The organism is Micromonospora cremea, from assembly GCF_900143515.1.
GTDB classification, from domain to species: Bacteria; Actinomycetota; Actinomycetes; order Mycobacteriales; family Micromonosporaceae; genus Micromonospora; species Micromonospora cremea.
On record NZ_FSQT01000002.1, the window covers coordinates 4,553,683 to 4,579,180 of the forward strand.

26 protein-coding genes and 1 riboswitch are annotated in these 25,498 nt (G+C 73.3%); of the genes, 24 read left to right on the forward strand and 2 right to left on the reverse strand.

Going from position 1 to position 25,498, the window contains the following annotated elements; translation table 11 throughout:
• Positions 1 to 22 precede the first annotated feature (22 nt).
• From BUS84_RS34820 to BUS84_RS34880, 13 genes are all read left to right on the forward strand, one after another.
• Entirely contained in the window at positions 23 to 1,297 is a 1,275-nt protein-coding gene (locus BUS84_RS34820; protein WP_074318574.1) for an adenosylmethionine--8-amino-7-oxononanoate transaminase, read from the forward strand.
• Positions 1,298 to 1,368: 71 nt separating this feature from the next.
• On the forward strand, positions 1,369 to 2,205 hold the full coding sequence (pyrF, locus tag BUS84_RS34825; RefSeq protein WP_074318575.1) for an orotidine-5'-phosphate decarboxylase: 837 nt from the start codon (positions 1,369 to 1,371) through the stop codon (positions 2,203 to 2,205).
• A 178-nt stretch (positions 2,206 to 2,383) separates the two neighbouring features.
• Positions 2,384 to 2,701, forward strand: a complete 318-nt coding sequence (gene mihF, locus BUS84_RS34830) for an integration host factor, actinobacterial type (protein WP_007458370.1) — start codon at positions 2,384 to 2,386, stop codon at positions 2,699 to 2,701.
• Positions 2,702 to 2,726: 25 nt separating this feature from the next.
• Complete coding sequence (locus BUS84_RS34835) at positions 2,727 to 3,260, forward strand: nucleoside/nucleotide kinase family protein (protein WP_074318576.1); 534 nt, start codon at positions 2,727 to 2,729, stop codon at positions 3,258 to 3,260.
• 64 nt (positions 3,261 to 3,324) lie between these two features.
• Positions 3,325 to 3,588 carry a DNA-directed RNA polymerase subunit omega gene (rpoZ, locus tag BUS84_RS34840; RefSeq protein ID WP_074318577.1) on the forward strand — a complete coding sequence of 88 codons (264 nt, stop codon included), beginning with the start codon at positions 3,325 to 3,327 and terminating at the stop codon, positions 3,586 to 3,588.
• Positions 3,589 to 3,601: 13 nt separating this feature from the next.
• Positions 3,602 to 4,810 (forward strand): bifunctional phosphopantothenoylcysteine decarboxylase/phosphopantothenate--cysteine ligase CoaBC, encoded by a 1,209-nt coding sequence (gene coaBC / locus BUS84_RS34845; RefSeq protein ID WP_074318578.1) that lies wholly within the window; start codon positions 3,602 to 3,604, stop codon positions 4,808 to 4,810.
• An 87-nt stretch (positions 4,811 to 4,897) separates the two neighbouring features.
• Positions 4,898 to 6,091, forward strand: coding sequence for a methionine adenosyltransferase (gene metK / locus BUS84_RS34850; protein WP_074318579.1), 1,194 nt, complete (start codon positions 4,898 to 4,900; stop codon positions 6,089 to 6,091).
• 59 nt (positions 6,092 to 6,150) lie between these two features.
• On the forward strand, positions 6,151 to 8,238 hold the full coding sequence (locus tag BUS84_RS34855) for a primosomal protein N' (protein WP_143728608.1): 2,088 nt from the start codon (positions 6,151 to 6,153) through the stop codon (positions 8,236 to 8,238).
• A gap of 253 nt (positions 8,239 to 8,491) precedes the next feature.
• The gene (locus BUS84_RS34860) at positions 8,492 to 9,475 is read left to right on the forward strand and encodes an AAA family ATPase (RefSeq protein ID WP_074318580.1); all 984 of its coding nucleotides are present in this window, start codon (positions 8,492 to 8,494) and stop codon (positions 9,473 to 9,475) included.
• A gap of 83 nt (positions 9,476 to 9,558) precedes the next feature.
• Positions 9,559 to 10,827, forward strand: coding sequence for a cytochrome P450 (locus BUS84_RS34865; RefSeq protein ID WP_074318581.1), 1,269 nt, complete (start codon positions 9,559 to 9,561; stop codon positions 10,825 to 10,827).
• A gap of 45 nt (positions 10,828 to 10,872) precedes the next feature.
• The gene (gene def, locus BUS84_RS34870) at positions 10,873 to 11,433 is read left to right on the forward strand and encodes a peptide deformylase (RefSeq protein ID WP_074319345.1); all 561 of its coding nucleotides are present in this window, start codon (positions 10,873 to 10,875) and stop codon (positions 11,431 to 11,433) included.
• Positions 11,434 to 11,438: 5 nt separating this feature from the next.
• Positions 11,439 to 12,365: a methionyl-tRNA formyltransferase gene (gene fmt / locus BUS84_RS34875; protein WP_074319346.1), complete on the forward strand. Its 927-nt coding sequence runs from the start codon at positions 11,439 to 11,441 to the stop codon at positions 12,363 to 12,365.
• On the forward strand, positions 12,320 to 13,798 hold the full coding sequence (locus BUS84_RS34880; RefSeq protein ID WP_244298929.1) for an RsmB/NOP family class I SAM-dependent RNA methyltransferase: 1,479 nt from the start codon (positions 12,320 to 12,322) through the stop codon (positions 13,796 to 13,798). The genes fmt and BUS84_RS34880 overlap by 46 nt, the downstream gene beginning before the upstream one ends.
• Positions 13,799 to 13,882: 84 nt before the next feature.
• Here the strand turns inward: BUS84_RS34880 and BUS84_RS34885 are convergent, their stop codons facing one another.
• Together BUS84_RS34885 and BUS84_RS34890 are read right to left on the reverse strand one after the other, a co-directional pair.
• Positions 13,883 to 14,773 (reverse strand): septum formation family protein, encoded by an 891-nt coding sequence (locus tag BUS84_RS34885; protein ID WP_074318583.1) that lies wholly within the window; start codon positions 14,771 to 14,773, stop codon positions 13,883 to 13,885.
• Positions 14,774 to 14,858: 85 nt separating this feature from the next.
• Complete coding sequence (locus BUS84_RS34890; protein WP_074318584.1) at positions 14,859 to 15,749, reverse strand: septum formation family protein; 891 nt, start codon at positions 15,747 to 15,749, stop codon at positions 14,859 to 14,861.
• A 254-nt stretch (positions 15,750 to 16,003) separates the two neighbouring features.
• On the opposite strand from BUS84_RS34890, the gene rpe reads away from it, so the two are divergent.
• The 11 genes from rpe (at position 16,004) to infC (ending at position 25,497) form a co-directional block, all read left to right on the forward strand.
• Positions 16,004 to 16,684 carry a ribulose-phosphate 3-epimerase gene (gene rpe, locus BUS84_RS34895; RefSeq protein ID WP_074318585.1) on the forward strand — a complete coding sequence of 227 codons (681 nt, stop codon included), beginning with the start codon at positions 16,004 to 16,006 and terminating at the stop codon, positions 16,682 to 16,684.
• Complete coding sequence (locus BUS84_RS34900) at positions 16,614 to 17,642, forward strand: response regulator (protein ID WP_208869802.1); 1,029 nt, start codon at positions 16,614 to 16,616, stop codon at positions 17,640 to 17,642. Before rpe ends, BUS84_RS34900 begins: the two co-directional genes overlap by 71 nt.
• 78 nt (positions 17,643 to 17,720) lie before the next feature.
• Positions 17,721 to 17,891: riboswitch (FMN riboswitch) on the forward strand.
• 161 nt (positions 17,892 to 18,052) lie between these two features.
• Complete coding sequence (gene ribD, locus BUS84_RS34905; protein WP_074318586.1) at positions 18,053 to 19,114, forward strand: bifunctional diaminohydroxyphosphoribosylaminopyrimidine deaminase/5-amino-6-(5-phosphoribosylamino)uracil reductase RibD; 1,062 nt, start codon at positions 18,053 to 18,055, stop codon at positions 19,112 to 19,114.
• A gap of 1 nt (position 19,115) precedes the next feature.
• Positions 19,116 to 19,754 carry a riboflavin synthase gene (locus BUS84_RS34910; protein ID WP_074318587.1) on the forward strand — a complete coding sequence of 213 codons (639 nt, stop codon included), beginning with the start codon at positions 19,116 to 19,118 and terminating at the stop codon, positions 19,752 to 19,754.
• Positions 19,754 to 20,443 carry a nicotinamide riboside transporter PnuC gene (gene pnuC, locus BUS84_RS34915; protein WP_074318588.1) on the forward strand — a complete coding sequence of 230 codons (690 nt, stop codon included), beginning with the start codon at positions 19,754 to 19,756 and terminating at the stop codon, positions 20,441 to 20,443. Before BUS84_RS34910 ends, pnuC begins: the two co-directional genes overlap by 1 nt.
• The gene (locus tag BUS84_RS34920; RefSeq protein WP_074318589.1) at positions 20,440 to 21,705 is read left to right on the forward strand and encodes a bifunctional 3,4-dihydroxy-2-butanone-4-phosphate synthase/GTP cyclohydrolase II; all 1,266 of its coding nucleotides are present in this window, start codon (positions 20,440 to 20,442) and stop codon (positions 21,703 to 21,705) included. Before pnuC ends, BUS84_RS34920 begins: the two co-directional genes overlap by 4 nt.
• A gap of 2 nt (positions 21,706 to 21,707) precedes the next feature.
• Positions 21,708 to 22,205: a 6,7-dimethyl-8-ribityllumazine synthase gene (ribH, locus tag BUS84_RS34925; protein WP_074318590.1), complete on the forward strand. Its 498-nt coding sequence runs from the start codon at positions 21,708 to 21,710 to the stop codon at positions 22,203 to 22,205.
• Between the two features lie 26 nt (positions 22,206 to 22,231).
• Positions 22,232 to 22,495 (forward strand): phosphoribosyl-ATP diphosphatase, encoded by a 264-nt coding sequence (locus tag BUS84_RS34930; RefSeq protein WP_030335709.1) that lies wholly within the window; start codon positions 22,232 to 22,234, stop codon positions 22,493 to 22,495.
• 46 nt (positions 22,496 to 22,541) lie between these two features.
• Positions 22,542 to 23,387, forward strand: coding sequence for an ATP phosphoribosyltransferase (gene hisG, locus BUS84_RS34935; protein WP_074318591.1), 846 nt, complete (start codon positions 22,542 to 22,544; stop codon positions 23,385 to 23,387).
• 480 nt (positions 23,388 to 23,867) lie between these two features.
• Positions 23,868 to 24,341, forward strand: coding sequence for a PH domain-containing protein (locus BUS84_RS34940; RefSeq protein WP_074318592.1), 474 nt, complete (start codon positions 23,868 to 23,870; stop codon positions 24,339 to 24,341).
• 505 nt (positions 24,342 to 24,846) lie between these two features.
• A complete protein-coding gene (gene infC, locus BUS84_RS34945) occupies positions 24,847 to 25,497 on the forward strand; it encodes a translation initiation factor IF-3 (protein WP_074318593.1) in 651 nt (216 codons plus the stop codon).
• Position 25,498 lies beyond the last annotated feature (1 nt).

Below are 25,498 nucleotides of genomic sequence, written 5' to 3' on the forward strand. Positions count from 1 at the left end.
ACGGGGAGAGGGGAGCGGGCGCGTGACGCCTGAGGAGATTCTGAGCGTTGACCGGGCGCACGTCTGGCATCCGTACGCCGCGCTGCCGCCCGCGAACCCGCCGTACGTGGTGCAGAGCGCCGAGGGGGTACGGCTGCGGCTGGCCGACGGCCGGGCGCTGGTGGACGGGATGTCGTCCTGGTGGGCGGCGATCCACGGGTACCGGCACCCGACGTTGGACGCGGCGGTGACCGACCAGCTCGGCCGGATGAGTCACGTGATGTTCGGCGGGCTCACCCACGAACCCGCGGTCCAGCTCGCCCGGACCCTGGTCGAGCTGACCCCGGACGGCCTGGAGCACGTCTTCCTGGCCGACTCCGGCTCGGTCAGCGTCGAGGTGGCGGTAAAGATGTGCCTGCAGTACCAGCGGGCCGTCGGCCGGCCGCAGCGGCGCCGGCTGGCCACCTGGCGGGGCGGCTACCACGGCGACACGTTCCACCCGATGAGCGTCTGCGACCCGGAGGGCGGAATGCACCACCTCTGGGGCGACGTGCTGCCCCGGCAGGTCTTCGCCCCGGTCCCGCCGGGCGGTTTCACCGATCCGCCCGACGAGGCGTACGTGGCGGCGCTGGTGGACGCGGTCGAGCGGCACGCCCACGAACTGGCCGCGGTGATCGTCGAGCCGGTGGTGCAGGGCGCCGGCGGGATGCGCTTTCACCATCCGGGGTACCTGCGGGTGCTGCGCGAGGTGACCCGCGCGCACGGGATCCTGCTGATCTTCGACGAGATCGCCACCGGCTTCGGCCGTACCGGCACGATGTTCGCCGCCGAGCACGCCGGGGTGTCCCCGGACGTGATGTGCCTGGGCAAGGCGCTCACCGGCGGTTACCTGACCCTGGCGGCGACGCTCTGCACCCCGCAGGTCGCCCAGGCGATCTCCGCCACCGGCGTGCTGGCGCACGGGCCCACCTTCATGGGCAACCCGTTGGCCTGCGCGGTGGCCAACGCCTCCATCGGGCTGCTGCGAGCCGAAGACTGGGCGGCGCAGGTGGCCAGGATCGGCGCCGGCCTGCGCGCCGGGCTGGAGCCCCTGCGTGGCGCGCCGGGCGTGGCCGACGTGCGGGTCCTCGGCGCGATCGGGGTGGTCCAACTCGATCACGAGGTCGACCTCGGCGCGGCCACCACCGCGGCGGTCGACCGGGGGGTGTGGCTGCGGCCGTTCCGCGACCTGATCTACACGATGCCGCCGTACGTCACCGGCGACGCCGACCTGGCCCGGATCGCCTCCGGGGTGGCGGCGGCGGTGGCGGCCGGCTGAGCCGGCCCCAGCACCGGTCCAGAGCTATCCGTGGCGGGCTGCCGCCCGGGCGAGGAGAGGGGAAGTACCGGATGGACAGCTTCGGCACCCGACTGCACCGGTCCGTGAGCGAGCGGGGACCGCTCTGCGTGGGCATCGACCCGCATCCCGGTCTGCTGGCCCGCTGGGGCCTCACCGACGACGTTCAGGGGCTCGACCGGTTCACCCGGACCGTGGTGGACGCCCTCGGTGACCGGGTTGCGGTGGTCAAGCCTCAGTCGGCCTTTTTCGAGCGTTTCGGGTCCCGCGGTGTGGCGATTCTTGAGTCAACTATCCGACAGTTACGCGATGCCGGTTCGCTCGTTCTGCTGGACGTCAAGCGCGGCGACATCGGCTCGACGGTCAGCGCGTACGCCTCCGCGTATCTTGATCCATCCAGTCCGCTGTATGTCGACGCGGTCACCGCGAGTCCCTACCTGGGGGTCGGTTCCCTGGCGCCGATGTTCGAGCTGGCCGCCGAGCACGGCGGCGGGGTGTTCGTGCTGGCCCTCACCTCGAACCCGGAGGGAGCCGCCGTGCAGCGGGCCTGCACGGCCGACGGCCGCACCGTGGCGCAGACCGTGATCGACGAGATTTCCCAGCTCAACAGGGGTGCGACCCCTCTCGGCAGCTTCGGGCTGGTGGTCGGCGCGACCATCGGCGACACCGGACACGACCTCTCCGGGGTGGGTGGTCCGCTGCTCGCGCCGGGGCTCGGCGCGCAGGGTGCCGGGGCCGACGATCTGCGAACCGTCTTCGGTTCGAACCTCGCCGCGGTGCTCCCGTCGTACTCCCGGGAGGTGCTCTCCGCGGGCCCCGACGTCGCCGCCCTGCGGGCTGCCGCGGACCGGGTGCTGGCCGAGTGCCGGGGCGTTCTGGCAGCCCGGTGACTGACTGACGGCTCGGTCACTTTGCGATGATCATCGCGCGTCCACGTTGCCGAAAGCTCCGTTGACCGCTAGTTTTCCCCGCGCTGGGAACCACGGACCCCTTGGTTCACAGCGACACCACGTTTCACAGATGCGGCGGTGCGCCCCGCCCGCCGCGATAGGGACCTGAGGAGAACTGGTGCCGCTCCCGTCACTGACCCCCGAACAGCGCGCTGCCGCGCTCGAGAAGGCCGCGGAGATCCGCAAGGCCCGTGCCGAGCTGAAGGAGCAGCTCAAGCAGGGCAAGACCACCCTTGGTGCCGTCCTTGAGCGGGCCGAGAGCGACGACGTCGTGGGTAAGCTCAAGGTTTCGGCCGTCCTGCAGGCGATGCCGGGCATCGGCAAGATCCGGGCTACCCAGATCATGGAAAAGCTCAAGATCGCCGACAGCCGTCGCCTGCGCGGCCTTGGTGAGCAGCAGCGCAAGGCACTGCTTGGAGAGTTCGCCGCCAACTGAACCTGGCAGCGTGTAGAAACAAGCAGTGAGCACGGATGACGAGGCGCGCCCGGCGGCTCGGCTCACTGTCCTGGCTGGACCTTCGGGTTCCGGCAGGGAGAGTGTCGTCGAGCTCGTCCGGGCGCGTTCTCCGTCCGTGTGGATCCCGGTGCCGGCGACCACCCGGCCGCGCCGGGAGCGGGAGATCGACGGGGAGGACCGGGTCTTCCTCGCTCCCGCGGAGTTCGACCGCCGGGTGGCCGCCGGCGAGCTGCTGGAGTGGTCCCGGATCGGCCCGCACCGCCGGGGCACCCCGTACCCGCCGCTGCGCGCCCGGCTCGACGCGGGGCAGCCGGTGCTGCTCCCGCTCGACGTGACCGGCGCCCAGCTGGTCCGGGCGCGATTACCCGACGCCCGGCTGGTGCTGCTGAGCCCGCCCGGTCACCGACCCGACGCCGCCGTGGCGGCGACCTTCGAGCACGCCCTGACCCACGACCTCACCGATCGCGTGGTTGCCGAGCTGGTAGGCTTACTCGGTTCTTCTTATCCGGATCCGGCCTGGTCGCGCGTGCGCGGCTGACAGCCGGCTGCCGTTGAGACTCAGCACCGCGTCCGCGCGGCTCGAAAGACGCAGAGGTTAATTCGTGGGATCCATCGCCAACCCCGAAGGCATCACCAACCCGCCGATCGACGAGCTCCTCGAGAAGACGACGTCGAAGTACGCGCTGGTCATCTTCGCCGCCAAGCGCGCGCGCCAGGTCAACGCCTACTACAGCCAGCTCGGCGAGGGCCTGCTGGAGTACGTCGGCCCGCTCGTCGAGACCACCCCCCAGGAGAAGCCCCTCTCCATCGCCATGCGCGAGATCAACGGGGGCCTGCTCACCGCTGAGCCGACCGACCAGCCGTAAGCCCCCGGCGTCGATGTCCGCCGGGATCGTCCTCGGGGTCGGCGGCGGCATCGCCGCCTACAAGGCCTGCGAGCTGCTGCGGCTCTTCACCGAATCGGGTCACCGGGTTCGCGTGGTGCCGACCGCGTCGGCGCTCCGCTTCGTCGGAGCGCCGACCTGGGCAGCGCTCTCCGGCCAGCCGATCGCCGACGACGTCTGGTCCGACGTGCACGAGGTGCCGCACGTGCGGCTCGGCCAGCAGGCCGACCTGGTGGTGGTCGCGCCGACCACCGCCGACCTGCTCGCCAAGGCCGCCCACGGGCTCGCCGACGACCTGCTGACCAACACGCTGCTGACCGCGCGCTGCCCGGTGGTGCTGGCTCCGGCCATGCACACCGAGATGTGGGAGCACCCGGCCACCGTGGCCAACGTCGCCACGCTGCGCGCCCGTGGTGTCCGGGTCATCGAGCCGGCCGTCGGCCGGCTCACCGGCGTCGACACCGGCAAGGGCCGGCTGCCCGACCCGGCGGAGATCTTCGCGGTCGCCCGTCGGGTCCTGGCCCGGGGCGGGCCCGCACCCACCGACCTGGCCGGCCGCCGGGTGGTGGTCACCGCGGGTGGCACCCGCGAGCCGCTGGACCCGGTCCGTTTCCTCGGTAACCGCTCCTCCGGCAAGCAGGGCTACGCGTTCGCCCGGGCGGCCGTCGCCCGGGGTGCCCGGGTCACCCTGATCGCGGCCAACGTCTCCCTCGCCGACCCGGCCGGGGTCGACCTGGTCCGGGTGGGCACCACCGGCGAGCTGCGGGAGGCGACGCTGAAGGCCGCCGTCGAGGCCGATGCGGTGGTGATGGCGGCGGCTCCGGCTGATTTCCGGCCGGCGACGTACGCGCCTGGCAAAATCAAGAAGTCGGACGACGGTGACGCGCCCACCATCGAGCTCGTCACGAACCCGGACATCGCGGCAGAGCTCGGCCAGCGCAAACGACCGGAGCAGGTGCTGGTGGTGTTCGCCGCCGAGACCGGCGATGCGGAGGCCAACGGCCGGGCGAAACTCACCCGGAAACGGGCCGACCTGATCGTGGTCAACGAGGTCGGCGTGGACAAGGTCTTCGGCGCCGACACCAACACGGTGACGGTCATCGGCGCGGATGGCTCGGTCAGCCGGCTGCCGGAGCAGGCCAAGGAGGATGTGGCCGACTCCGTCTGGGATCTCGTCGTGGCGCGGTTGCCCGGCCGCTCCTGACGGGTGGAACAGGGCGCGACCGATCCCGACACCCGCCGCAGCGGTGACTAGACTGCCGCGGAACGACTTCACACGCTTAGGAGTGCCGTGACACGCCGCCTCTTCACGTCCGAATCGGTCACGGAAGGCCACCCGGACAAGATCGCCGACCAGATCAGCGATGGCATCCTCGACGCCCTGCTCGCCGAGGATCCGCACAGCCGGGTGGCGGTGGAAACCATGATCACCACCGGGCAGGTGCACATCGCTGGTGAGGTCACCACCAAGGCGTACGCCGACATCCCGACGATCGTCCGCCGGACCATCCTCGACATCGGCTACGACTCTTCGAAGAAGGGCTTCGACGGCGCCTCCTGCGGGGTCAGCGTCTCCATCGGCGCGCAGTCCGAGGACATCGCGCAGGGCGTGGACAATGCCTTCGAGCTGCGCACCGGGGCCTCGGAGAGCGCGCTGGACGCACAGGGCGCCGGGGACCAGGGCATGATGTTCGGCTTCGCCTGCTCGGAGACGCCCGAGCTGATGCCGCTGCCGATCGCGCTGGCACACCGGCTGGCCCGCCGGCTCGCCGCGGTGCGCAAGGACGGCACCATCCCGTACCTGCGCCCGGACGGCAAGACCCAGGTGACCATCGAGTACGAGGGGCTGCGCCCGGTCCGGCTCAACACCGTGGTCGTGTCCAGCCAGCACGCCGCGGACATCTCGCTGGAGTCGCTGCTCACCCCGGACGTGCGCGACCACGTCATCGCTCCGGAGCTGGAGAGCCTCGGTCTGGACACCGACGGCTACCGGCTGCTGGTCAACCCGACCGGCCGGTTCGAGATCGGTGGCCCGATGGGCGACGCCGGGCTGACCGGTCGCAAGATCATCGTCGACACCTACGGCGGGTACGCCCGGCACGGCGGCGGCGCGTTCTCCGGCAAGGACCCGTCCAAGGTGGACCGCTCGGCCGCGTACGCGATGCGCTGGGTGGCCAAGAACGTGGTCGCCGCCGGCCTGGCCGAGCGGTGCGAGGCCCAGGTCGCGTACGCCATCGGCAAGGCGCACCCGGTGAGCCTGTTCATCGAGACGTTCGGCACCGAGACCGTGCCGGTCTCCTCGATCGAGAAGGCCGTCACCGAGGTGTTCGACCTGCGCCCGGCCGCGATCATCCGGGACCTCAACCTGCTCCGCCCGATCTACCAGCAGACCGCCGCGTACGGCCACTTCGGCCGCGAGCTGCCGGACCTGACCTGGGAGAGCACCGACCGGGCCGCCGACCTCAAGTCGGCCGCGGGAGCCTGACCGCCACCAGGCGCAGCGACCGGCGACCCGCGGAAGGGTCGCCGGTCGCGCGCGTCTGCGTGGATGTCCCGCTGGCGCACCTGGACCGGCCGTTCGACTACCTGGTGCCGGCCGAGCTGGACGCCGTCGCGGTGCCCGGCACCCGGGTGAAGGTGCGCTTCGCGGGGCAGCTCGTCGACGGCTGGCTGCTGGCCCGCGCCGACGACTCCGGGCACACCGGCCGGCTCGCCTACCTGGAGAAGGTGGTCTCGCCGGAGCCGGTGCTGGCGCCCGAGATCGCCCGGTTGGCCCGCGCGGTCGCCGACCGGTACGCGGGCAGCCTCGCCGACGTGCTGCGGCTCGCCGTGCCACCCCGGCACGCCCGGGTCGAGAAGGAGCCCCGCGGCGGCTCGCCCGCACCTGCGGCCGCCGCCGACGGTGCCGCTGACCCGGCCGCGAGCGCCCCCTGCGACCCCGCCAGCGCCGAGCCGACGGCGACGATGAAGCCCCGGACCGACGATTCCGGGTCCTCCAGCTCGGCGCCCGCCGAACCCGGGTCCGTGACGACAACGACCGTCGAGCACGGGGCGGGACCGCCCGGCGGACCGGGGTTGGTGATCGACCCGCGCGGGTGGGAGGACTACCCGACCGGTCCGGCGCTCCTGCGCGCGCTCACCGACGGCCGGGCGCCCCGGGCCGTTTGGTCGGCGCTGCCCGGCGAGGACTGGGCCGCCCGCTACGCCGACGCGGTCGCCGCCACCGTCGCCGGAGGCCGCGGCGCCGTCGTCGTGGTGGCCGACGCCCGCGACCTCCTTCGGCTGGACGCCGCGCTCACCGGCGTGCTCGGCCCGGGACGGCACGTCACCCTCTCCGCCGCGCTCGGTCCGGCCCGGCGCTACCGCGCGTTCCTCGCCGCCCGGCGCGGGGAGGTGCCGGTGGTGATCGGCACCCGGGCGGCGATGTTCGCCCCGGTGGACCGGCTCGGCCTGGTCGCCGTCTGGGACGACGGCGACGACCTGCACGCCGAGCCCCGGGCCCCCTATCCGCACGCCCGGGACGTGCTGCTCACCCGCGCCCAGCTCGCCGAGGCCGGCGCGCTGGTCGGCGGATACGCCCGCACCGCCGAGGCGCAGCTGCTGGTGGAGACCGGCTGGGCGCGGGAGGTGGTCGCCGACCGGGCGACCGTGCGGGCCCGTATCCCGGCCATCGCGCCGACCGGCGATGACCCGCAACTGGCCCGCGACCCCGGGGCGGCCACCGCCCGGCTGCCCAGCCTGGCCTGGACGGCCGCCCGCGACGCCCTCCGGGCGGACCTGCCGGTGCTGGTGCAGGTGCCCCGGCGCGGCTACCTGCCCTCGATCGCCTGCGCGGACTGCCGCACCCCGGCCCGCTGCGCGCACTGCGCCGGCCCGCTCGCGCTGCCCTCGGCCGGCGGCACCCCGGCCTGCCGCTGGTGCGCCCGGGTGGCCGCCGCGTACGCCTGCCCCGAGTGCGGTGGCCGGCGGCTGCGGGCCGCGGTGACCGGCGCCCGGCGTACCGCCGAGGAGCTGGGCCGGGCGTTCCCCGGCGTGCCGGTGCGCACCTCGGGCCGCGAGGAGGTGCTGAGCGACGTGCCCGGCGGCGCGGCCCTGGTGGTCGCCACGCCCGGCGCCGAGCCGGTCGCCGAGGGCGGCTACGGCGCGGTGCTGCTGCTCGACTCGTGGGCCCTGCTGACCCGGGCCGACCTGCGCGCCGGCGAGGAGGCGCTGCGCCGCTGGCTGGCCGCCGCGGCGCTGGCCCGCCCGGCCCCGGCCGGCCGGGTGGTGGTGGTCGCCGACGGCGCGCTCGCCCCGGTGCAGGCGTTGCTGCGCTGGGACGCCGGCTGGTTCGCCGGCCGGGAACTGGCCGAGCGCCGCGAGCTGGGCTTCCCGCCGGCGGTACGGATGGCCAGCGTCACCGGCGCGGCCGAGGCGGTGGCCGACCTGCTCGACGCGGCCCGGCTGCCCGACGACGCCGAGGTGCTCGGGCCGGTGCCGGCCGAGGAGGGCCGCGAGCGGATGCTGGTGCGGGTGCCCCGGGCCCGGGCCGCCGCGCTGGCCGAGGCGCTGCACTCGGCCGCGGGGGCGCGCGCGGCCCGAAAGGCCGCCGACCCGGTCCGCCTCCAGGTCGATCCGCTGAGCCTGTTCTGAGCCGGCCGGCGGGCGCCGGCGGGCCGCCGACCTGCGCCGGAGCCCAGGCCCTCGCACACCGCGTCCGGCAAAGCGCTGGCGCCGGGGTGGTAGCATCGCCCGTCATGCCCGGGCGCACGACGGATCTTCGCGGCGCGGCGTCAGAAGCGCCGAGCTGGAGCCGTCGCAGGATGGCAGCGACGATGGCGGGAACGCGTCGGTCGGACGCGATGTCGATGATGTCAAAGAGCCGGTGATCAGGGGTGGACCAGTCGTGACCGTTCGACAATCGATCGTCTTCAACGGCGACCTCGGCAGCGGCAAGAGCACCGTGTCGGTGGAGATCGCCAAGCGGCTCGGCATGCGCAGGGTCAGCGTGGGTGACCTCTACCGGGAGATGGCGCAGCAGCGACAGATGACCGCGCTGCAACTCAACCTGCACGCCGAGCTCGACCAGGCCGTCGACGGCTACGTCGACCAGCTCCAACGGGACATCGCCGCCTCCGGCGAGCACCTCGTCATGGACTCCCGGCTGGCGTGGCACTTCTTCACCGACGCGCTCAAGGTGCACATGATCACCGAGCCGGGTGAGGCGGCCCGCCGCGTGCTGGCCCGGCCCTCTGGGCCGGCGGAGAGCTACGCCACGCTGGAGGAGGCCAAGGCCAAGCTGCGCGAGCGCAGCGAGAGCGAGCGCAACCGGTTCATCATCCGGTACGGGGTGGACAAGGCCCGACTGCGCAACTATGACCTGATCTGCGACACCACCCGCGCCTCGGCCCCTGAGGTGGTCGAGCACATCATCGGCGCGTACGAGGGGACGCTCGGCGGCGAGGTGCTGCGCGACGGCCCGCCGCTGCTGCTGCTGGACCCGGCCCGGATCTACCCGACCGAGGACATCGCCACCCTGCGCGGGCTGTGGGACTCCGAGTTCGTCGGCGACGTTGCCGAGGCCGGCGACGCGGCGCTGGAGCCGCTGAAGATCGGGTTCACCGGTGAGTACTTCTTCGTCGTCGACGGTCACCGCCGGCTCAGCGCCGCCCTGCAGAACGGCTTCTCCCTGGTCCCCGCCCAGCTCGTGGCGGAGGTCGACGAGCCGGTGGTGGGCGGAATGAGCGCGATCGACTACTTCGTCGCGCAGGTGCGCCCCGGCCTGGTCTACGACTGGGAGGCCGCCCACAAGATCCAGCTGCCGCTGCCGGAGCCCGCGCTGCTCGGCGGCGACGCGGTCCTCGCGGGAGACCCGGGCGCCAGCGCCTGACCCCGCTCCCCGCTCCGGAGGATGCCAGGCGTCGCCGACGTGGGCATGATGGAGCCTCCGACGCATCGACGGGGAGGCCGGCCATGGAGGCTGCCGAGGCGCTCACACTGCTCATGTCGCCGCAGGGGCGGGTCGACCCGTACCCGACGTACGAGCGGCTGCGGGCGCACGGACCGGTGGTGCAGGCCCTGCCCGGCCTGTACGTGGTGACCGGCTACCCGGAGGCCGACGAGCTGCTGCGCGACCCCCGGCTCGGCGTGCTGGACGACGCGCTGCGGGACCAGGTGTGGCCCAACTGGCGCGAGAGCCCGGCGATCTCGTCGATCGCCCGGTCCATGCTGCGGACCAACCCGCCCGACCACAGCCGGATGCGCCGGCTCGCCGCTGGCGCGTTCAGCCCGCGCCGGATCGCCGGGATGCGCCAGGTGGTGCGTGCCCAGGCGGAGGCCCTGCTCGACGACATGCTGGAGCGTGCCGCGGACGGCGCTCCCGTCGACGTGCTGGCCGACTTCGCGTACCCGCTGCCGGTGGGGGTGATCTGCGCGCTGCTCGGCGTGCCGGCCACCGACCGGCCGCTGTTCCGCCGCTGGGCCGGCGACCTGACCGGGGTGCTGGAGCCGGAGATCACCGCCGAGGAGCTGGCCGTCGCCGACGCCGGCGCCGCCGAGCTGCGCGCGTACTTCACCGAGCTGGTCGCCGCCCGCCGCCGGACGCCGGCCGACGACCTGACCACGGCGCTGGTCCAGTTGCACGACACCGACGGCGACCGGCTCACCGGCGACGAGCTGCTGGCCAACCTGGTGGTGCTGCTGGTCGCCGGCTTCGAGACCACCACCAACCTGCTCGGCAACGGCCTGGTGGTGCTGCTGCGGCACCCCGGGGCCGCCGCCGCGCTGCGCGCCGACCCCGGGCTCGCCCCGGCATACGTCGAGGAGCTGCTGCGCTACGACTCGCCGGTGCAGCTGACCACCCGGACCAGCACCGCGCCGGTGCGCTGCGGCGGGCTCGACCTGCCGGCCGGCAGCACGGCGCTGCTGCTGCTCGGTGCGGCCAACCGGGACCCCCGCCGGTTCCCCGACCCGCAGCGCTTCGACCCGACCCGCGACCAGGCGCACCCGCTCTCCTTCGGCGCCGGCCCGCACTACTGTCTCGGCGCCGGGCTGGCCCGGCTGGAGGCACAGCTGGCCTTCCCGATGCTGCTGCGCCGGCTGCCCGAGCTGGCCCTGGCCGGGACGCCCCGGCACCGGACCCGGCTGACCCTGCGCGGATACCAGAGCCTGCCGGTGACGCTGGGCACACCCGCGGTGGCCGATCGAGGTACGCCGGCCGGCGCCCACCCAGGCACTCCGTAGACTGGTACGCACCGCTCGTCCCACCCCATGAAGGAGCCGTCCCGCGTGACCGTCCAGCCCATCCGTCTGTTTGGGGATCCGGTGCTGCGCACGCCGGCCGATCCGGTGGTCGACTTCGACGTCGAGCTGCGTAGGCTCATCACCGATCTGACCGACACGATGCGTGAGCAGAACGGCGCCGGCCTGGCCGCGCCGCAGCTCGGTGTGGGCCTGCGGGTGTTCGCCTTCGACGTCGACGACGTGCTGGGGCACCTGGTCAACCCGGTGCTCGAATTCCCCGACGAGGAGGAGCAGGACGGCCCGGAGGGCTGCCTGTCCATCCCCGGGCTCTACTTCGACACCAAGCGCCGGCAGAACGTGATCGCCAAGGGCTTCAACGGCTACGGCGACCCGCTCCAGATCGTCGGCACCGGGCTGATGGCCCGCTGCGTGCAGCACGAGACCGACCACCTCGACGGCGTGCTCTTCCTGGACCGGCTCGACGCCGCCGGTCGCAAGGAGGCGATGAAGGCGATCCGCCAGGCCGAGTGGTACGACCCGTCCGCCCCGCCGGTGGTCAAGGTCAACCCGCACGCCGCGGGCAGCCCCTTCGGCCTGGGTCGGTGACCCGGATGCGTGTGATCTTCGCCGGTACGCCGGCCGTCGCCGTCCCCGCCCTGGCCGCCGTCGCCGCCTCCGGGCACGAGCTGGTCGCGGTGGTCACCCGGCCGGACGCGCCCGCCGGGCGCGGGCGCGGCCTGTCCCGTTCCCCGGTCGGCGAGTGGGCCGACGAGCACGGCATCGAGGTGCTCACCCCGGCCCGCCCCCGTGACCCGGAGTTCCTCGACCGGCTGCGCGAGCTGGCACCGGACTGCGTGCCGGTGGTCGCCTACGGCGCGCTGGTGCCGCCGGCCGCGCTGGAGATCCCCCGGTACGGCTGGATCAACCTGCACTTCTCGCTGCTGCCCGCCTGGCGCGGCGCCGCGCCCGTGCAGCACGCGGTGCTGCACGGTGACGAGCTGACCGGAGCCAGCGTCTTCCAGCTGGAGCAGGGCCTGGACACCGGGCCGGTCTTCGGCACCCTGACCGACGAGATCCACCCCGGCGACACCTCCGGTGACCTGCTGGGGCGTCTCGCCGAGTCCGGCGCCGGGCTGCTGGTGGCGGTGCTCGACGCGATCGCCGACGGCACCGCCCGGGCCGAGCCGCAGCCGGCCGACGGGGTGTCGCTGGCACCGAAACTGACCGTGGAGGATGCTCGCGTGCGCTGGACCGACCCGGCCTTCGCGGTGGACCGGCGGATCCGGGCCTGTACCCCGGCCCCGGGCGCCTGGACGACCTTCCGGGGCGAGCGGGTGAAGCTCGGCCCGGTGGTGGCGGCAGCCGACGGTCCCGACCTGAAGCCGGGGGAGTTGCTGGTGGAGAAGGCCCGGGTGCTGGCCGGCACGGCCACCGTGCCGGTGCGACTGGGCGAGGTCCGGGCCGCCGGCAAGCGGGCCATGGCGGCGACCGACTGGGCGCGCGGCGTCCGGGTCAGCACCGGCGAGGAGTTCGCGTGACGGCCCCGGAGGGGACGCGCCCGACGCGTGGTGGCCCGTCGGCCGGTCGCGGCGGGGACCGCCGGCCGGTCCGGCCGCCGCTGGACCGCCCGCGGCGTGCGGCGTACGAGGCGGTCGCCGCGGTGCACCGCGACGACGCGTTCGCCAACCTGGTGCTGCCCACCATCCTGCGCGAGGAGGGGCTGTACGGCCGGGACGCGGCCTTCGCCACCGAGCTGACCTACGGCACCCTGCGCCACCTGGGCACCCTGGACGCGATCCTGACCGACGCGGCCGGCCGGGACGTGGCCCGGATCGACCCGCCGGTGCGCGACGCGCTGCGGCTCGGGGCGTACCAGCTGCTGCACACCCGGGTGCCCCCGCACGCCGCGGTCTCATCGACCGTGGACCTGGTCCGCGCGGTCGCGCCGGGCGCCACCGGGTTCGCCAACGCGGTGCTGCGCGAGGTGTCCACCCTTGACGTGGACGGCTGGGTGGCGAAGCTCGCCCCGCCGATGGAGACCGACCCGATCGGGCACCTGGCGCTGGCGTACAGCCATCCGCAGTGGATCGTGCGGGCCTTCTCCGAGGCGCTCGACGGCGATCTGGGCGAGACGGCCCGGCTGCTGATCGAGGACAATGAGCGTCCGCCGGTGCACCTGTGTGCCCGGCCCGGCCTGATCGACCCGATGGAGCTGGCCGACCAGGTGGGCGGGGCGCCCGGGGCATTCTCGCCGTACGCCGTCTATCTGCCCGGCGGCGCGCCCGGCGACGTGCCGGCGGTGGTCGACGGCCGGGCCCACGTCCAGGACGAGGGCTCCCAGCTGGTGGCCAGCGCGCTCGCCGACGCGCCGCTGGACGGCCCGGACGGGCACTGGCTGGACCTGTGCGCCGGTCCGGGCGGCAAGGCCGGGCTCCTCGGCGCGCTGGCCGCGCAGCGCGGCGCCCGGGTGACCGCGGTGGAGGTGGCCGAGCACCGGGCCCGGCTGGTCTCCCAGGCGACCAGGGGTCTGCCGGTGACCGTGCTGGCCATGGACGGTCGTGAGGTCGGGGCCGACCCGCAGCTGCCGGAGGGGCACTTCGACCGGGTGCTGGTGGACGCCCCGTGCACCGGGCTGGGGTCGCTGCGCCGCCGGCCGGAGTCGCGCTGGCGTCGCCAGCCCTCCGACCTGCCGCCGCTGACCCGGCTGCAACGGGAGTTGCTCGGTGCGGCGCTGCGTGCGGTCCGTCCCGGCGGGCTGGTCGCCTACGTCACCTGCTCGCCGCACACAGTGGAGACCCACGTGACGGTGACCGAGGCGGCCCGCCGCAGCGGGATGCCGGTGGACTTCGTGGACGCCCGGCCGCTGCTGCCGGCCGGTATGCCGGGCCTGGGCGACGGTCCCACCGTGCAGCTCTGGCCGCACCGGCACGGCACCGACGCGATGTTCCTCGCCGTCCTGCGCCGAGGCTGAGGCGTCCCCGGTTCTGAAAGGAAGGGCCCCTCGTCAACGCCAGGTGTTGACGAGGGGCCCTTCCTATCAGAACCGCGCGGTTGGTCAGGTGACCGGGAGGCCCTTGGTGCCGGCGCCCTTCATCGAGCGGGTCAGGTTCCGGTCGCTGATCCACAGGAAGCACTGCACCCCACGGTTGCCGTTCTTCCACTCCTGCTCGTACGGCTGGTAGTAGATCGTCCCGGTGCGGAAGTCGAGCTGGGAGTTGTCCGGCACCTTGGCATACCTGGCGGTCACCGTCTGGCAGGCCCGGTGGGTCCGCTTGGTGGTGCGGTTGAACTCGGCGTAGCTGATGTCCGGGGCCTGCCAGATCCCGACGAACTCGGCGTGGTGCCGGCTGGTGCAGGAGACCGGCACCATCTCGTCGATGTCGTCCTTGACCAGCTTGGGGTTGAAGCAGCGGTACGCCAGCGGCGCCGCGCCGGTCAGCGCCCCCCGCAGGCTGCCGGTGCGCAGGCCGACGGAGGTGTCGTCGATGCTAGCGATCTCGGTGACGTCACAGCGGTACCAGCGGGCCCCACCGGCCCAGGCCGGCGCGGAGGGCAGCACGACGGTCAGGCCGAGGCGCCCGGAGCGCCAGTCGGCGCCCACCGCCTTGCTGACCTCCTTGTCGCAGCCGGCCTGCGCGGTCCGCATGCCGACCGAGCCGGGCGGTGGGGGAGTCCCGCGGTCCGTGCCCGGACCACTGAGGGTGCCGACGTGCATGGTCTCCACCCGGTGCGACTCGGTGCACGCCACCGGGTTGTAGCCGGTCAGGTAGCCGACCTGCTGGGCGTCGTGGTGGCAGACCTCGGCGGCGGGAACGAACTGCTGCGCCGCGACGGGTGCCGGCCAGTCGTCGATGAGGTCCCGGTCGACTCCGGCGGGTGCGCCACACCCGGCCAGCGCCAGGGCCACCGCCGCGCCCGCGGCGACCGCCGCCAACCACCGTCGCATCCCCCGACCTCCCGCCGCTGGTGGTCTCCGGCCGGCCACCAGCCGGTCGGTAACGCCACGGCGCAGCAGCATACGGCACCGGTGCTCAGATGGCGGGCAGTCCCTGTGGGCCCGCATTGCGCATCGAGCGGGTGAGTTTGCGGTCATCGCTCCACAGAAAACAGCGCACCCCACGGTCACCCTCCTCCCACTCCCGCTGCGACGGTGGGTAATAGATGGACCCGGCCCGGTACGGCAGGTCGCTGTTGTTCGGCACCGCGGCGTACGCGGCGATCAACGCCATGCAGCGCCGGTGCACCTGCTCGGCGGAGCGGCTGAAGTCCGCCCAGCTCATGTCCCGTTCCAGGTAGACGCCGACGAACTCGGCGCGGTGCGGCTCGGTGCAGAGCACCGGCGCCATGTAGTTGAGGTTGTCGCCGATCAACTTGGGGTCGAAGCAGCGGTGGGTCAGCGGCGTGTCACCGATCAACGCGCCGCGCAGGCTACCGGTGCGGTTCACCGGCCGGGTGTTGTCGATGCTGTTGGTCTCGCTGAGGTCGCAGCGGAACCAGCGCGCGCCACCGGCCCAGGCCGGTGCCGAGGGCAGCGACAGGGACAGGGTGAGCCGCGCCGTGTGCCAGTCGCCGCCGAGCACCTCCCGGGCCCGCTGGTCACACTCGCCGCGGGCGGTTCGCAGTGCCGGCGACCCCGGCTGCGGCCGGGCGTCGGCGAGTGCGGCGGGACCGGTGAAGGTGCCGACGTGGATCGCCTCGGCCAGGTGGCTGCGAGCGCAGTCCACCGTCTCGTACGTGCTGGCCTGCACGATCGAGGTGATCCGGGGCAGGCAGGTGTCGGTGGCGGGTGTGAACGGTTTCGGGGTCCGCAGCGCCGGCCAGTCGTCGGTGAGGTCACCGTCCGCGCCCCGCGCCGGCCCGCAGCCGGCCAGCAGCATCGTCGTGGCGCCGGCCAGCGCCAGCGCTCCGAGCCACCGTCGCATCGTCCGCCCTCCCGGGAGCTGGCGGCCGGTCACCGCGCCCCGCGGCGAGACCCCGGCGGGCGTGCAGCCTACGGCACCGTCCCCGTTGGAGTGTCGTCGCGTTTCCGTCGATCGGCCAACCGCTGATCTCTGTTCGTCCGGATCCGGCGGTCCGGACCGGCCAATCCTGCACCACTGGTCACCGCTGGATCACAGCGCGTCCCCGATGGTGCCGCGATGCGGGCGGCGTGTCGCCGCGTTCGTACACTGGCCCCGTGACCGTACCGCCGCCAATCGTCGCGCCGAGCATCCTGGCCGCCGATTTCGCCCGCCTCGCCGAAGAGGTCCGTGCCGTCGAGGACGCCGCGGACTGGTTGCACGTGGACGTGATGGACAACCACTTCGTGCCGAACCTGACCATCGGACTGCCCGTGGTGCAGAGCCTGCGCGCCGTCACCGCGCTGCCGTTCGACGTGCACCTGATGATCGAGGACCCGCGCCGGTGGGCCCCCGGCTACGCCGACGCCGGGGCGTACAACGTGACCTTCCACGCCGAGGCGTGCGACGACCCCGTGGCGCTCGCCAAGGACCTGCGCTCCGCCGGCGCGAAGGCCGGCCTGGCCATCGACCGGGACACCCCGATCGAGCCGTACCTGGACCTGCTGCCCAGCTTCGACACCCTGCTGATCATGACGATCAAGGCCGGTTTCGGCGGGCAGCGGTTTCTCCCGCAGCTGCTGGACAAGGTCCGCGCCGCCCGCCGGCACGTCGACGCCGGGCACCTGGAGCTGCGCATCGAGGTGGATGGCGGGATCGCCGCCGACACCATCGAGCAGGCGGCCGCCGCGGGCGCCGACGCGTTCGTGGCCGGCACCGCCGTCTACGGTGCCGCCGACCCGGCCGAGGCGGTACGCCACCTGCGGGCGCTGGCGGAACGCGCGGCTCCCGGGGCCTGAGGTGGACCCCGAGGGCGACCGCAAGGACATCATCCTCGTCGTGGACGACGACGCGGACATCGCCCGCTTCGTCGAGTTCAACCTGCGGCTGCACGGCTTCGAGGTGATCCACGCCAGCGACGGCCAGGAGGCCCTCGAGGTCATCGAGCGGCAGCGGCCCGACCTGGCCGTGGTCGACCTGATGATGCCCCGGATCGACGGGCTGGAGCTGACCCGGCGGCTGCGCGCCAACCCGATGACCTCCGCCCTGCCGGTGATCATGCTGACGGCCAAGGGGATGACCGTCGACAAGGTGCACGGGCTCAGCGCCGGCGCCGACGACTACCTGGTCAAGCCGTTCGACACCGCCGAGCTGGTGGCCCGGGTCTCCTCGACCCTGCGCCGCAACAAGGAGTTCCGGGAGGTCTCCCCGCTGACCGGGCTGCCCGGCAACAGCCGGATCCGCCGGGAGATCAGCGACCGGGTCCGGCACGGTGTCGACTACGCGGTCGGCTACATCGACATCGACCGGTTCAAGAGCGTCAACGACCGGTACGGCTTCGTCCGCGGCGACGACTTCATCTCCGCGCTGGCCCGCAGCCTGCACCGGGCGGTGGTGGCGGTGGGTCTGCCACCGGCGTTCCTCGGCCACGTCGGCGGCGACGACTTCGTCATCGTCTGCGCCCCGGACCAGGTCCGCTCGCTCACCTCCCGGGCGGTGGTCGACTTCGAGAAGGCGGCCGACACGCTCTACGACCCGACCGACCGGGAGCGCGGCTTCGTCGAGCTGAAGGACCGGCGCGGCACCATCCGCCGGGCCGCCCTGGTCACCCTCTCCATCGGCGTCTCCCTCTCCGACGCCGGCAAACGGTTCACCGACCCGCTCGAGGCCATCGCGGTGGCCTCCGAGATGAAGACGGTCGCCAAGAGCCAGCCCGGGTCGTACGTGGCGGTGGACCGGCGGCGCGGCGTCACGTGAGCGTGATCCGGCTGTGAAGTAGCTCGCCTCGGTGGCGGCACACCCCCGTTTGCGTGTAAGACTGCCCAAGTACCCACCACGCGCTGGCGGGACTCGGTGAAATTCCGAACCGGCGGTGATCCACGGTCCGACCGTGGTCAGCCCGCGACCCGGACGGCTCTGCCGTCCGGTGGACCTGGTGAAAATCCGGGGCCGACGGTTGGGGGCGGTTCGTCCGCGCCCAGACAGTCCGGATGGGAGACAGCGCGCGGGACGGACGGGTCCGAGCCGGCCGCTGGCTTCAGCGTGCCGTGCCGACCCCCCGGGGCGGCTGCGCCGTACCCGGACTCCGCCGCCGCATGCCCTGCGGCCCCATGCCGCCTCCCTGACCGCCCGCGCGGACCGGCGAGTGAGAGGGCAGGGACAGGGCGATGGCCAGCGTCTCCGTCGATGAGGCGATGCGACGCGCGATCGAGCTGGCGGCGCGCGGGCTGGGAACCACCAGCCCCAACCCAGTGGTCGGCTGCGTGCTGCTCGACGCGGACGGCACGGTCGTCGGCGAGGGCTTCCACGCCTACGCCGGGGGGCCGCACGCCGAGATCGTCGCGCTGGCCCAGGCCGGGGAGCGCGCCCGCGGCGGCACCGCCGTGGTCACCCTGGAACCCTGTGACCACACCGGCCGCACCGGTCCCTGCAGTACCGCGCTGGTCCAGGCCGGCGTGGGCCGGGTGGTCATCGCCGTACCCGACCCGAACCCGGTGGCCACCGGCGGCGCCGCCACGCTGCGCTCCGCCGGGGTCCGGGTGGACCTGGGAATACGCGGCGACGAGGCCGAGGCCGGCAACGTCGCCTGGTTGACCTCGATGCGCCGGGGCTGGCCGTACGTGATCTGGAAGTACGCCGCCACGGTGGATGGCCGGTCCGCGGCGGCGGACGGAACCAGCATGTGGATCACCTCGGAGGCGGCCCGGATCGACGTGCACGCGCTGCGCGGCACGGTCGACGCGGTCATCGTCGGGGTCGGCACCGTGCTCGCCGACGATCCCCGACTGACCGCCCGCAACCTGCGCGACGGCAGCCTGGCCATCCGGCAGCCGCTGCGGGTGGTGGTGGACAGCTCGGGGCGTACCCCGGCCGACGCCCGGGTCCGCGACGGCGCCGCGCGCACGTGGATCGCGACCGCAGCCGAGGTGGGCGCGGGCCCGGACGGCCGGGTCGACCTGCCGGCGCTGCTCGCGGCGCTGCACCAGCGCGGGGTCCGCGCGGTGCTGCTGGAGGGCGGCCCCCGGCTGGCCGGAGCGTTCCTCGCCGCAGGCCTGGTCGACAAGATCGTCGGGTACGTCGCGCCCCGGCTGCTCGGCGCCGGCCCGACCGCCCTGGTCGACGCGGGCGTGAGCACCATCGCCGAGGCCATCGATTTGGAGTTCGTCGACGTTACGCAGATCGGTCCGGATCTCCGGATCACCGCGTTGCCCCGGAAGAGAGAGGGCTGACATGTTCACCGGCATTGTCGAGGAGTTGGGCGAGGTCGTCCGGGTGTCGTCGACGGCGGGCGATTCGGCGCTGGTCGCCGTACGCGGCCCGCTGGTCACCTCCGACGCCCGCCATGGCGACTCCATCGCGGTCAACGGCGTCTGCCTGACCGTGGTGGAGGCGGCGGACGGTGTCTTCACCGCGGACGTGATGGGGGAGACGCTGCGCCGCTCCGCGCTGGGCGCGCTGCGCCCCGGCGATCCGGTCAACCTGGAGCGGGCCGCCGCGCTGGGTAGCCGGCTCGGCGGGCACCTGGTGCAGGGCCACGTGGACGGGGTCGGTGAGGTGATCTCCCGCGAGCCGGCCGAGCAGTGGGAGACGGTCCGGTTCCGGCTGCCCGCCGCCCTGGCCCGGTACGTGGTGGAGAAGGGCTCGATCACCATCGACGGCGTCTCGCTGACCGTCGCCGAGGTGGGTGCCGACGAGTTCTCCGTCGGTCTGATCCCGACCACGCTCAAGCTGACCACGCTCGGCGCGAAGGGCGTCGGCGACCCGGTCAACCTGGAGGTGGACGTGCTGGCCAAGTACGTCGAGCGGCTGCTCGGCGCCCGGCTGGCCGACGACGCCGCCACGGCCGCCGGCACAGGCGGGGCCGTCTGATGGGCCCGCTCGGCTGGCTCCTGGACGCCCAGGTGCAGGTGGCCGGCTCGCCGGTGCTGGTCCGGGAGATCGTCGGCAACGTGTTCGGGCTGGTCTCCGCGCTCCTCGGCCTGCGTCGGGTGGTCTGGGCCTGGCCGGTCGGCATGATCGGTAACGCGCTGCTGTTCACCGTCTTCCTCGGCGGGGTGTTCGCCACCCCGCAGGACCATGACCTCTACGGGCAGGCCGGCCGGCAGGTGTTCTTCTTCGCGGTCAGCGTCTACGGCTGGTGGCGCTGGCAACGCAACCGGCGCAGCGACGCCGGACACGCCGCGGTGCTGCCGCGCTGGGCCACCGGGCGGGAACGGCTGGCGATGCTGCTGGCCGCCGCCGTCGGCACCGCCGTGGCGTACCCGGTGCTCGCCGCACTGGGCTCCTGGGGCCCGCTGCCGGACGCCTGGATCCTCACCGGCAGCCTGCTGGCCACCTACGGCATGGCGCGCGGCTGGGTGGAGTTCTGGCTGGTCTGGATCGCGGTGGACGCCGTCGGCGTGCCACTGCTGCTGCGCGGCGGGTTCTACCCGTCGGCGGCCATGTACCTGGTCTACGGCGCATTCTGCGCCTGGGGCTTCGCCGCCTGGTGGCGCACCTCGCGTGCCACCCGGCCGGCTGCCGCACTCCCGCCCACCTACACGGAGGCCGTCGCATGAGTACGTTCGCCAGCATCGAGCAGGCGGTCGCCGAGATCGCGGCCGGTCGGCCGGTCGTCGTGGTCGACGACGCCGACCGGGAGAACGAGGGCGACCTGATCTTCGCGGCAGAGCTGGCCACGCCGGAGCTGCTCGCGTTCATGGTCCGCTACACGTCCGGCTACATCTGCGTGCCGCTCACCGAGAGCGAGGCCGACCGGCTCGACCTGCCGCCGATGCACCACACCAACCAGGACCGGCGCGGCACCGCGTACACGGTGACCGTGGACGCCCGGGAGGGGATCAGCACCGGCATCTCGGCCGCTGACCGCGCGCACACCATCCGGCTGCTCGCCGACGCGGGCACCGACCCGACGGACCTGGCCCGGCCCGGGCACGTGGTGCCGCTGCGGGCCCGCGAGGGCGGCGTGCTGCGCCGGCCCGGGCACACCGAGGCGGCGGTGGACCTGACCCGGCTCGCCGGGCTGCGCCCCGCGGGCGTGCTCTGCGAACTGGTCAACGACGACGGCACCATGATGCGGTTGCCGGACCTGGAGAAGTTCTGCGCCGAGCACGGCCTCACGCTGATCACCATCGCTGACCTGATCGCGTATCGGCGGCGAAACGAGAAGCAGGTCGAGATGGTCGCCGAAGCTCGGATGCCGACCCGCCACGGGGTGTTCCGGGCGCTCGGCTACCGCGCCGAGCACGACCCGGCCGAGCACGTCGCGATGGTGCTGGGTGACCTCGGTGACGGCCAGGACGTGCTGGTCCGGGTGCACTCCGAGTGCCTCACCGGGGACGTGTTCGGCTCGCTGCGCTGCGACTGCGGGCCGCAGCTGGACGCCGCGCTGGCCCGCGTCGCACGCGAGGGCCGGGGCGTGGTGCTCTACGTGCGCGGGCACGAGGGACGCGGCATCGGGCTGCTGCACAAGCTCCAGGCGTACCAGTTGCAGGACCTGGGCCGGGACACCGTGGACGCCAACCTCGACCTGGGTCTGCCGGCCGACGCCCGGGACTACGGCACCGGCGCGCAGATCCTCTACGACCTGGGCGTGCGCTCGATGCGGCTGCTGACCAACAACCCGGCCAAGCGGGCCGGGCTGGAGGGCTACGGGTTGACGATCACCGGCCGGGAGGGGCTGCCGGCCGGCGCGCACCCGGAGAACCTGCGCTACCTGCGCACCAAGCGGGACCGGATGGGTCACCTGCTGGACGAGTTGGACGAGGTGAGCGAGGCGCCGCTGGGGCGTCCGGTCGCCAACGATGAGATCGGAGCATGACGATGGCGGGTTTCGGTGAGCCGGGGGTCGACGCGGTGGACGCCGCGGGGCTGACCGTCGGGGTGGTGGCGGCCCGGTGGCACGGCGAGCTGACCGACCACATGCTGGAGCGGGCGGTGGCCGCCGCCGAGGCGTGCGGCGCCCGCTCCGTGGTGGCCCGGGTCGCCGGCTCGGTCGAGCTGCCGGTGGTCGCCCAGGCCCTCGCGCGCCGCTGCGACGTGGTGGTCGCACTCGGCGTGGTGGTCCGCGGCGCCACCGCGCACTTCGACTACGTCTGCCGTTCGGTCACCGACGGGCTGACCCGGGTGGCGCTGGACGAGGGCAAGCCGGTGGCGCACGGGGTGCTCACCGTGGAGACCATCGAGCAGGCCCGGGACCGGGCCGGGCTGCCCGGGTCGGCGGAGGACAAGGGTTGGTCGGCCACCGTCGCCGCGCTCGACGCCGCGCTGGCTGTCCGCACTCTTGCCCGAAACGGCCAGCGGGTCGGCTTCAGCGGCTGACCGTCCGGCTGGAAGAATCGCGTTCCGTGAAGACGTTCGAGGAGTTGTTCGCCGAGCTGCAGGCCAAGGCCGCCGCCGGCACCCCGGGCTCGGGCACCGTCGCCGCCCTGGACAAGGGGGTGCACTTCATCGGCAAGAAGGTCGTCGAGGAGGCGGCCGAGTCGTGGATGGCCGCCGAGCATGAGGGGCCGGAGCGCACCGCCGAGGAGATCTCCCAACTGCTCTACCAGGTGCAGGTGCTGATGCTGGCCAGCGGTCTCGAACTCAAGGACGTCTACCGACATCTGTGAGTGCCCCACTCGTTGATCGCCATCCGGATCGAAGGAGCACTCCGTCATGCTGCGTGTCGCCATTCCCAACAAGGGCACCCTGGCCGAACCGGCCGCCCAGATGCTGCGCGAGGCGGGCTACCGCCAGCGCACCGAGCCCAAGGACCTCGTCTGCCGGGACGAGTCCAACGACGTCGAATTCTTCTACCTGCGTCCCAAGGACATCGCCACCTACGTCGGGTCCGGTGACCTCGACCTCGGGATCACCGGCCGGGACCTGCTGATCGACTCGGCCGCGCCGGCCGAGGAGGTCGTCGACCTCGTCTTCGGCCAGGCCACCTTCCGCTTCGCCGCCCGCCCCGACGACATCGCCTCGATACGCGACCTGGGCGGGCACCGCATCGCCACCGCGTACCCGGGGCTGGTCGAGCGGCACCTCGGCGAGCTGGGCGTCAAGGCCGACGTGATCCGCCTGGACGGCGCGGTGGAGAACGCCGTCCGGCTCGGCGTCGCCGACGTGGTGGCCGACGTGGTGGAGACCGGCGCCACCCTGCGCCAGGCGGGCCTCGTGGTCTTCGGCGAGCCGCTGCTGCGCTCCTCGGCGGTGCTGGTCCGCCGGGCCGGCGCGTCGGGGCACGCGCAGGCCGAGCAGTTGCTGCGCCGCCTGCACGGCGTGCTGGTGGCCCGCCGGTACGTGATGCTCGCCTACGACGTGCCGGCCGGCCTGCTGGACCGGGCCAGCGGGCTGACCCCCGGCATCGAGTCGCCCACGGTGTCGCCGCTGCACCGGGAGGGCTGGGTGGCCGTGCAGGCGATGGTGCTCCGCGACGACGTGCACCGGATCATGGACGAGCTGTACGAGCTGGGCGCCCGGGCCATCCTGGTCACCAATATCCACGCCTGCCGGCTCTGACCCTGCCGGGCGCTGCACGTGCTTGTGGCTGGGGTGGTCGCCCGGGCTGGTCGGCCCGCTCGACCCGCGTCGGGAGCGCCGGGTTGGTGGGCCTGAGGCCTGCTTGATCGATTCGGGATCGCCGATATGGGGGTGTCCGCCCGTGCGGGACACCCCCGTATCGCTGATCTCGAGTGGATCTACCGCCCGTGGCGCCTGTGACACCCAGGTGACCCGGTGACGATCACGCCGGACCGTGGGAGATCACGCTCGAACATGGAAGTAGTGGCTTCCACCAGCACCCGAGGCCACTGGATCCCTGATCGAGCGCGATCTTGGGGGGAGCGGTGCGGCGGGGAGCGGCGCGGCGGGGGAGCGGCGCAGTCGGCGTAGGCGGCGCAGGCGGCGCGGTGCGGTGGCTCGCCGGGTGAGTCTGCCGCGCTGGCGGGTGCTCGGCGGGTGGTGCGGTCGCCGGGCGGGGGTGGATGGCAGACTGGTGGGGTGAGTGAAACCGAGCTGATCCGCCTGAAGCCCCGCCGCATCCGGGTGGTCTGCTGGTCCTCGGCGGTCGCGCTGGTGGTGGTGTTCGGTCTGGTTGCCACCTCGTTGAGTGGGCCGACCGGCGACGGCTACGGCAGCTTCCAGCGCGGTGACCAGATCGCCATGGTCGGTCTGGGCATCTTCGGCGCTCTGGGCTTTCTGCTGTTCACCCGCCCTCGGGTGGAGGCTGACGCCCGTGGTGTCCGGGTGCGCAACGTCATCAGCTCGTACGAGCTGCCCTGGGAGGTCGTCCGGGGCGTCCGCTTCGACCGGGGCGCGCCCTGGGCCAGCCTGGAGCTGCACGACGACGACCTGCTGCCGATGATCGCCCTGCAGGCAGCCGACAAGGAGTCGGCCGTCGAAGGGGTCCGTGCGCTGCGGCGACTGCACCAGGCGCACCTGGCCCGCCTCACCGAGCGCGCCACCGGCCGCTGACGGGCCTCCACGCTGCGCCCACCCGCTCTGCGGTGCTCGTGGGCCGTGCCACTCAAGATCCGCGCAACTTCCCCGAAAGTGCTGACTCAGCGCGCTGGGAGACAGCAGTTTCGGGAAACTGTGCGGATCTTGAGTGGCACGGGGCGGACGCGGCCGAAACCCAGCCGGGACCGGGCGCGGTCGTGGGGTGTCCGGTTTGGGAGCGGCCGGGACGTCGGTGTAGTGTTATCGAGTCGACCAGGCTGTCTCCGCGTGCGAGCAGACAGCCACGAAAGCGGAGCGCCTGCTCCCACCCGAGTCGCCGCTACGGTGGCCGGGTCCGGTCCCCGGTTCCGGGCACGTTCCGGTTCCGGATGCGCGATCCTGTGATCGTGCCGACCGGTCGAGCGGGCCCTGGCATACGCCGGGGCCTTCTGCTTTCCGGGTCGGTTCCCACCCGGGAGCCGCGGGGGTCGGTGAAAGAGCAGAAACGACTCGAGGAGGCCCCATCAGCGTCGAACCACGCGTGAACGAGCAGATCCGGGCACGTGAGGTCCGACTGGTCGGCCCCGAGGGTGAGCAGGTGGGCATCGTCCCACTGGAGCGCGCCCTTCAGCTGGCCGCGGACGTCGATCTGGACCTGGTCGAGGTTGCGCCGATGGCGCGCCCGCCGGTGTGCAAGCTCATGGACTTCGGCAAGTTCAAGTACGAGAGCGCACTCAAGGCGCGCGAAGCGCGGCGTAACCAGCAGCAGACCGTCATCAAGGAAATGAAGCTCCGACCGAAGATCGACCCGCACGACTACGAGACCAAGAAGGGTCACGTGGTGCGGTTCCTCAAGGCGGGCGACAAGGTCAAGGTGACGATCATGTTCCGCGGTCGCGAGCAGAGCCGCCCGGAGCTGGGCTACCGGCTCCTGCGCCGGCTCGAATCCGAGATCACGGAACTGGGATACGTCGAGGCCGCTCCGAAGCAGGACGGTCGAAACATGATCATGGTTCTCGCTCCGCATCGGGCCGTCAAGGCCTCCGCGGTCGCCGCTACGGCGTCCCGCGGTGCACCTCGGGAGCGGGGCGCGGACGAGTCCGCTGCCCCGGAAGCCGATGAGACCGCGGCGGCCGGCGAGACCGCAGCAGCCGGTGACACCGGCACCGCCGCCGACACCAGCGGCGAGTAAC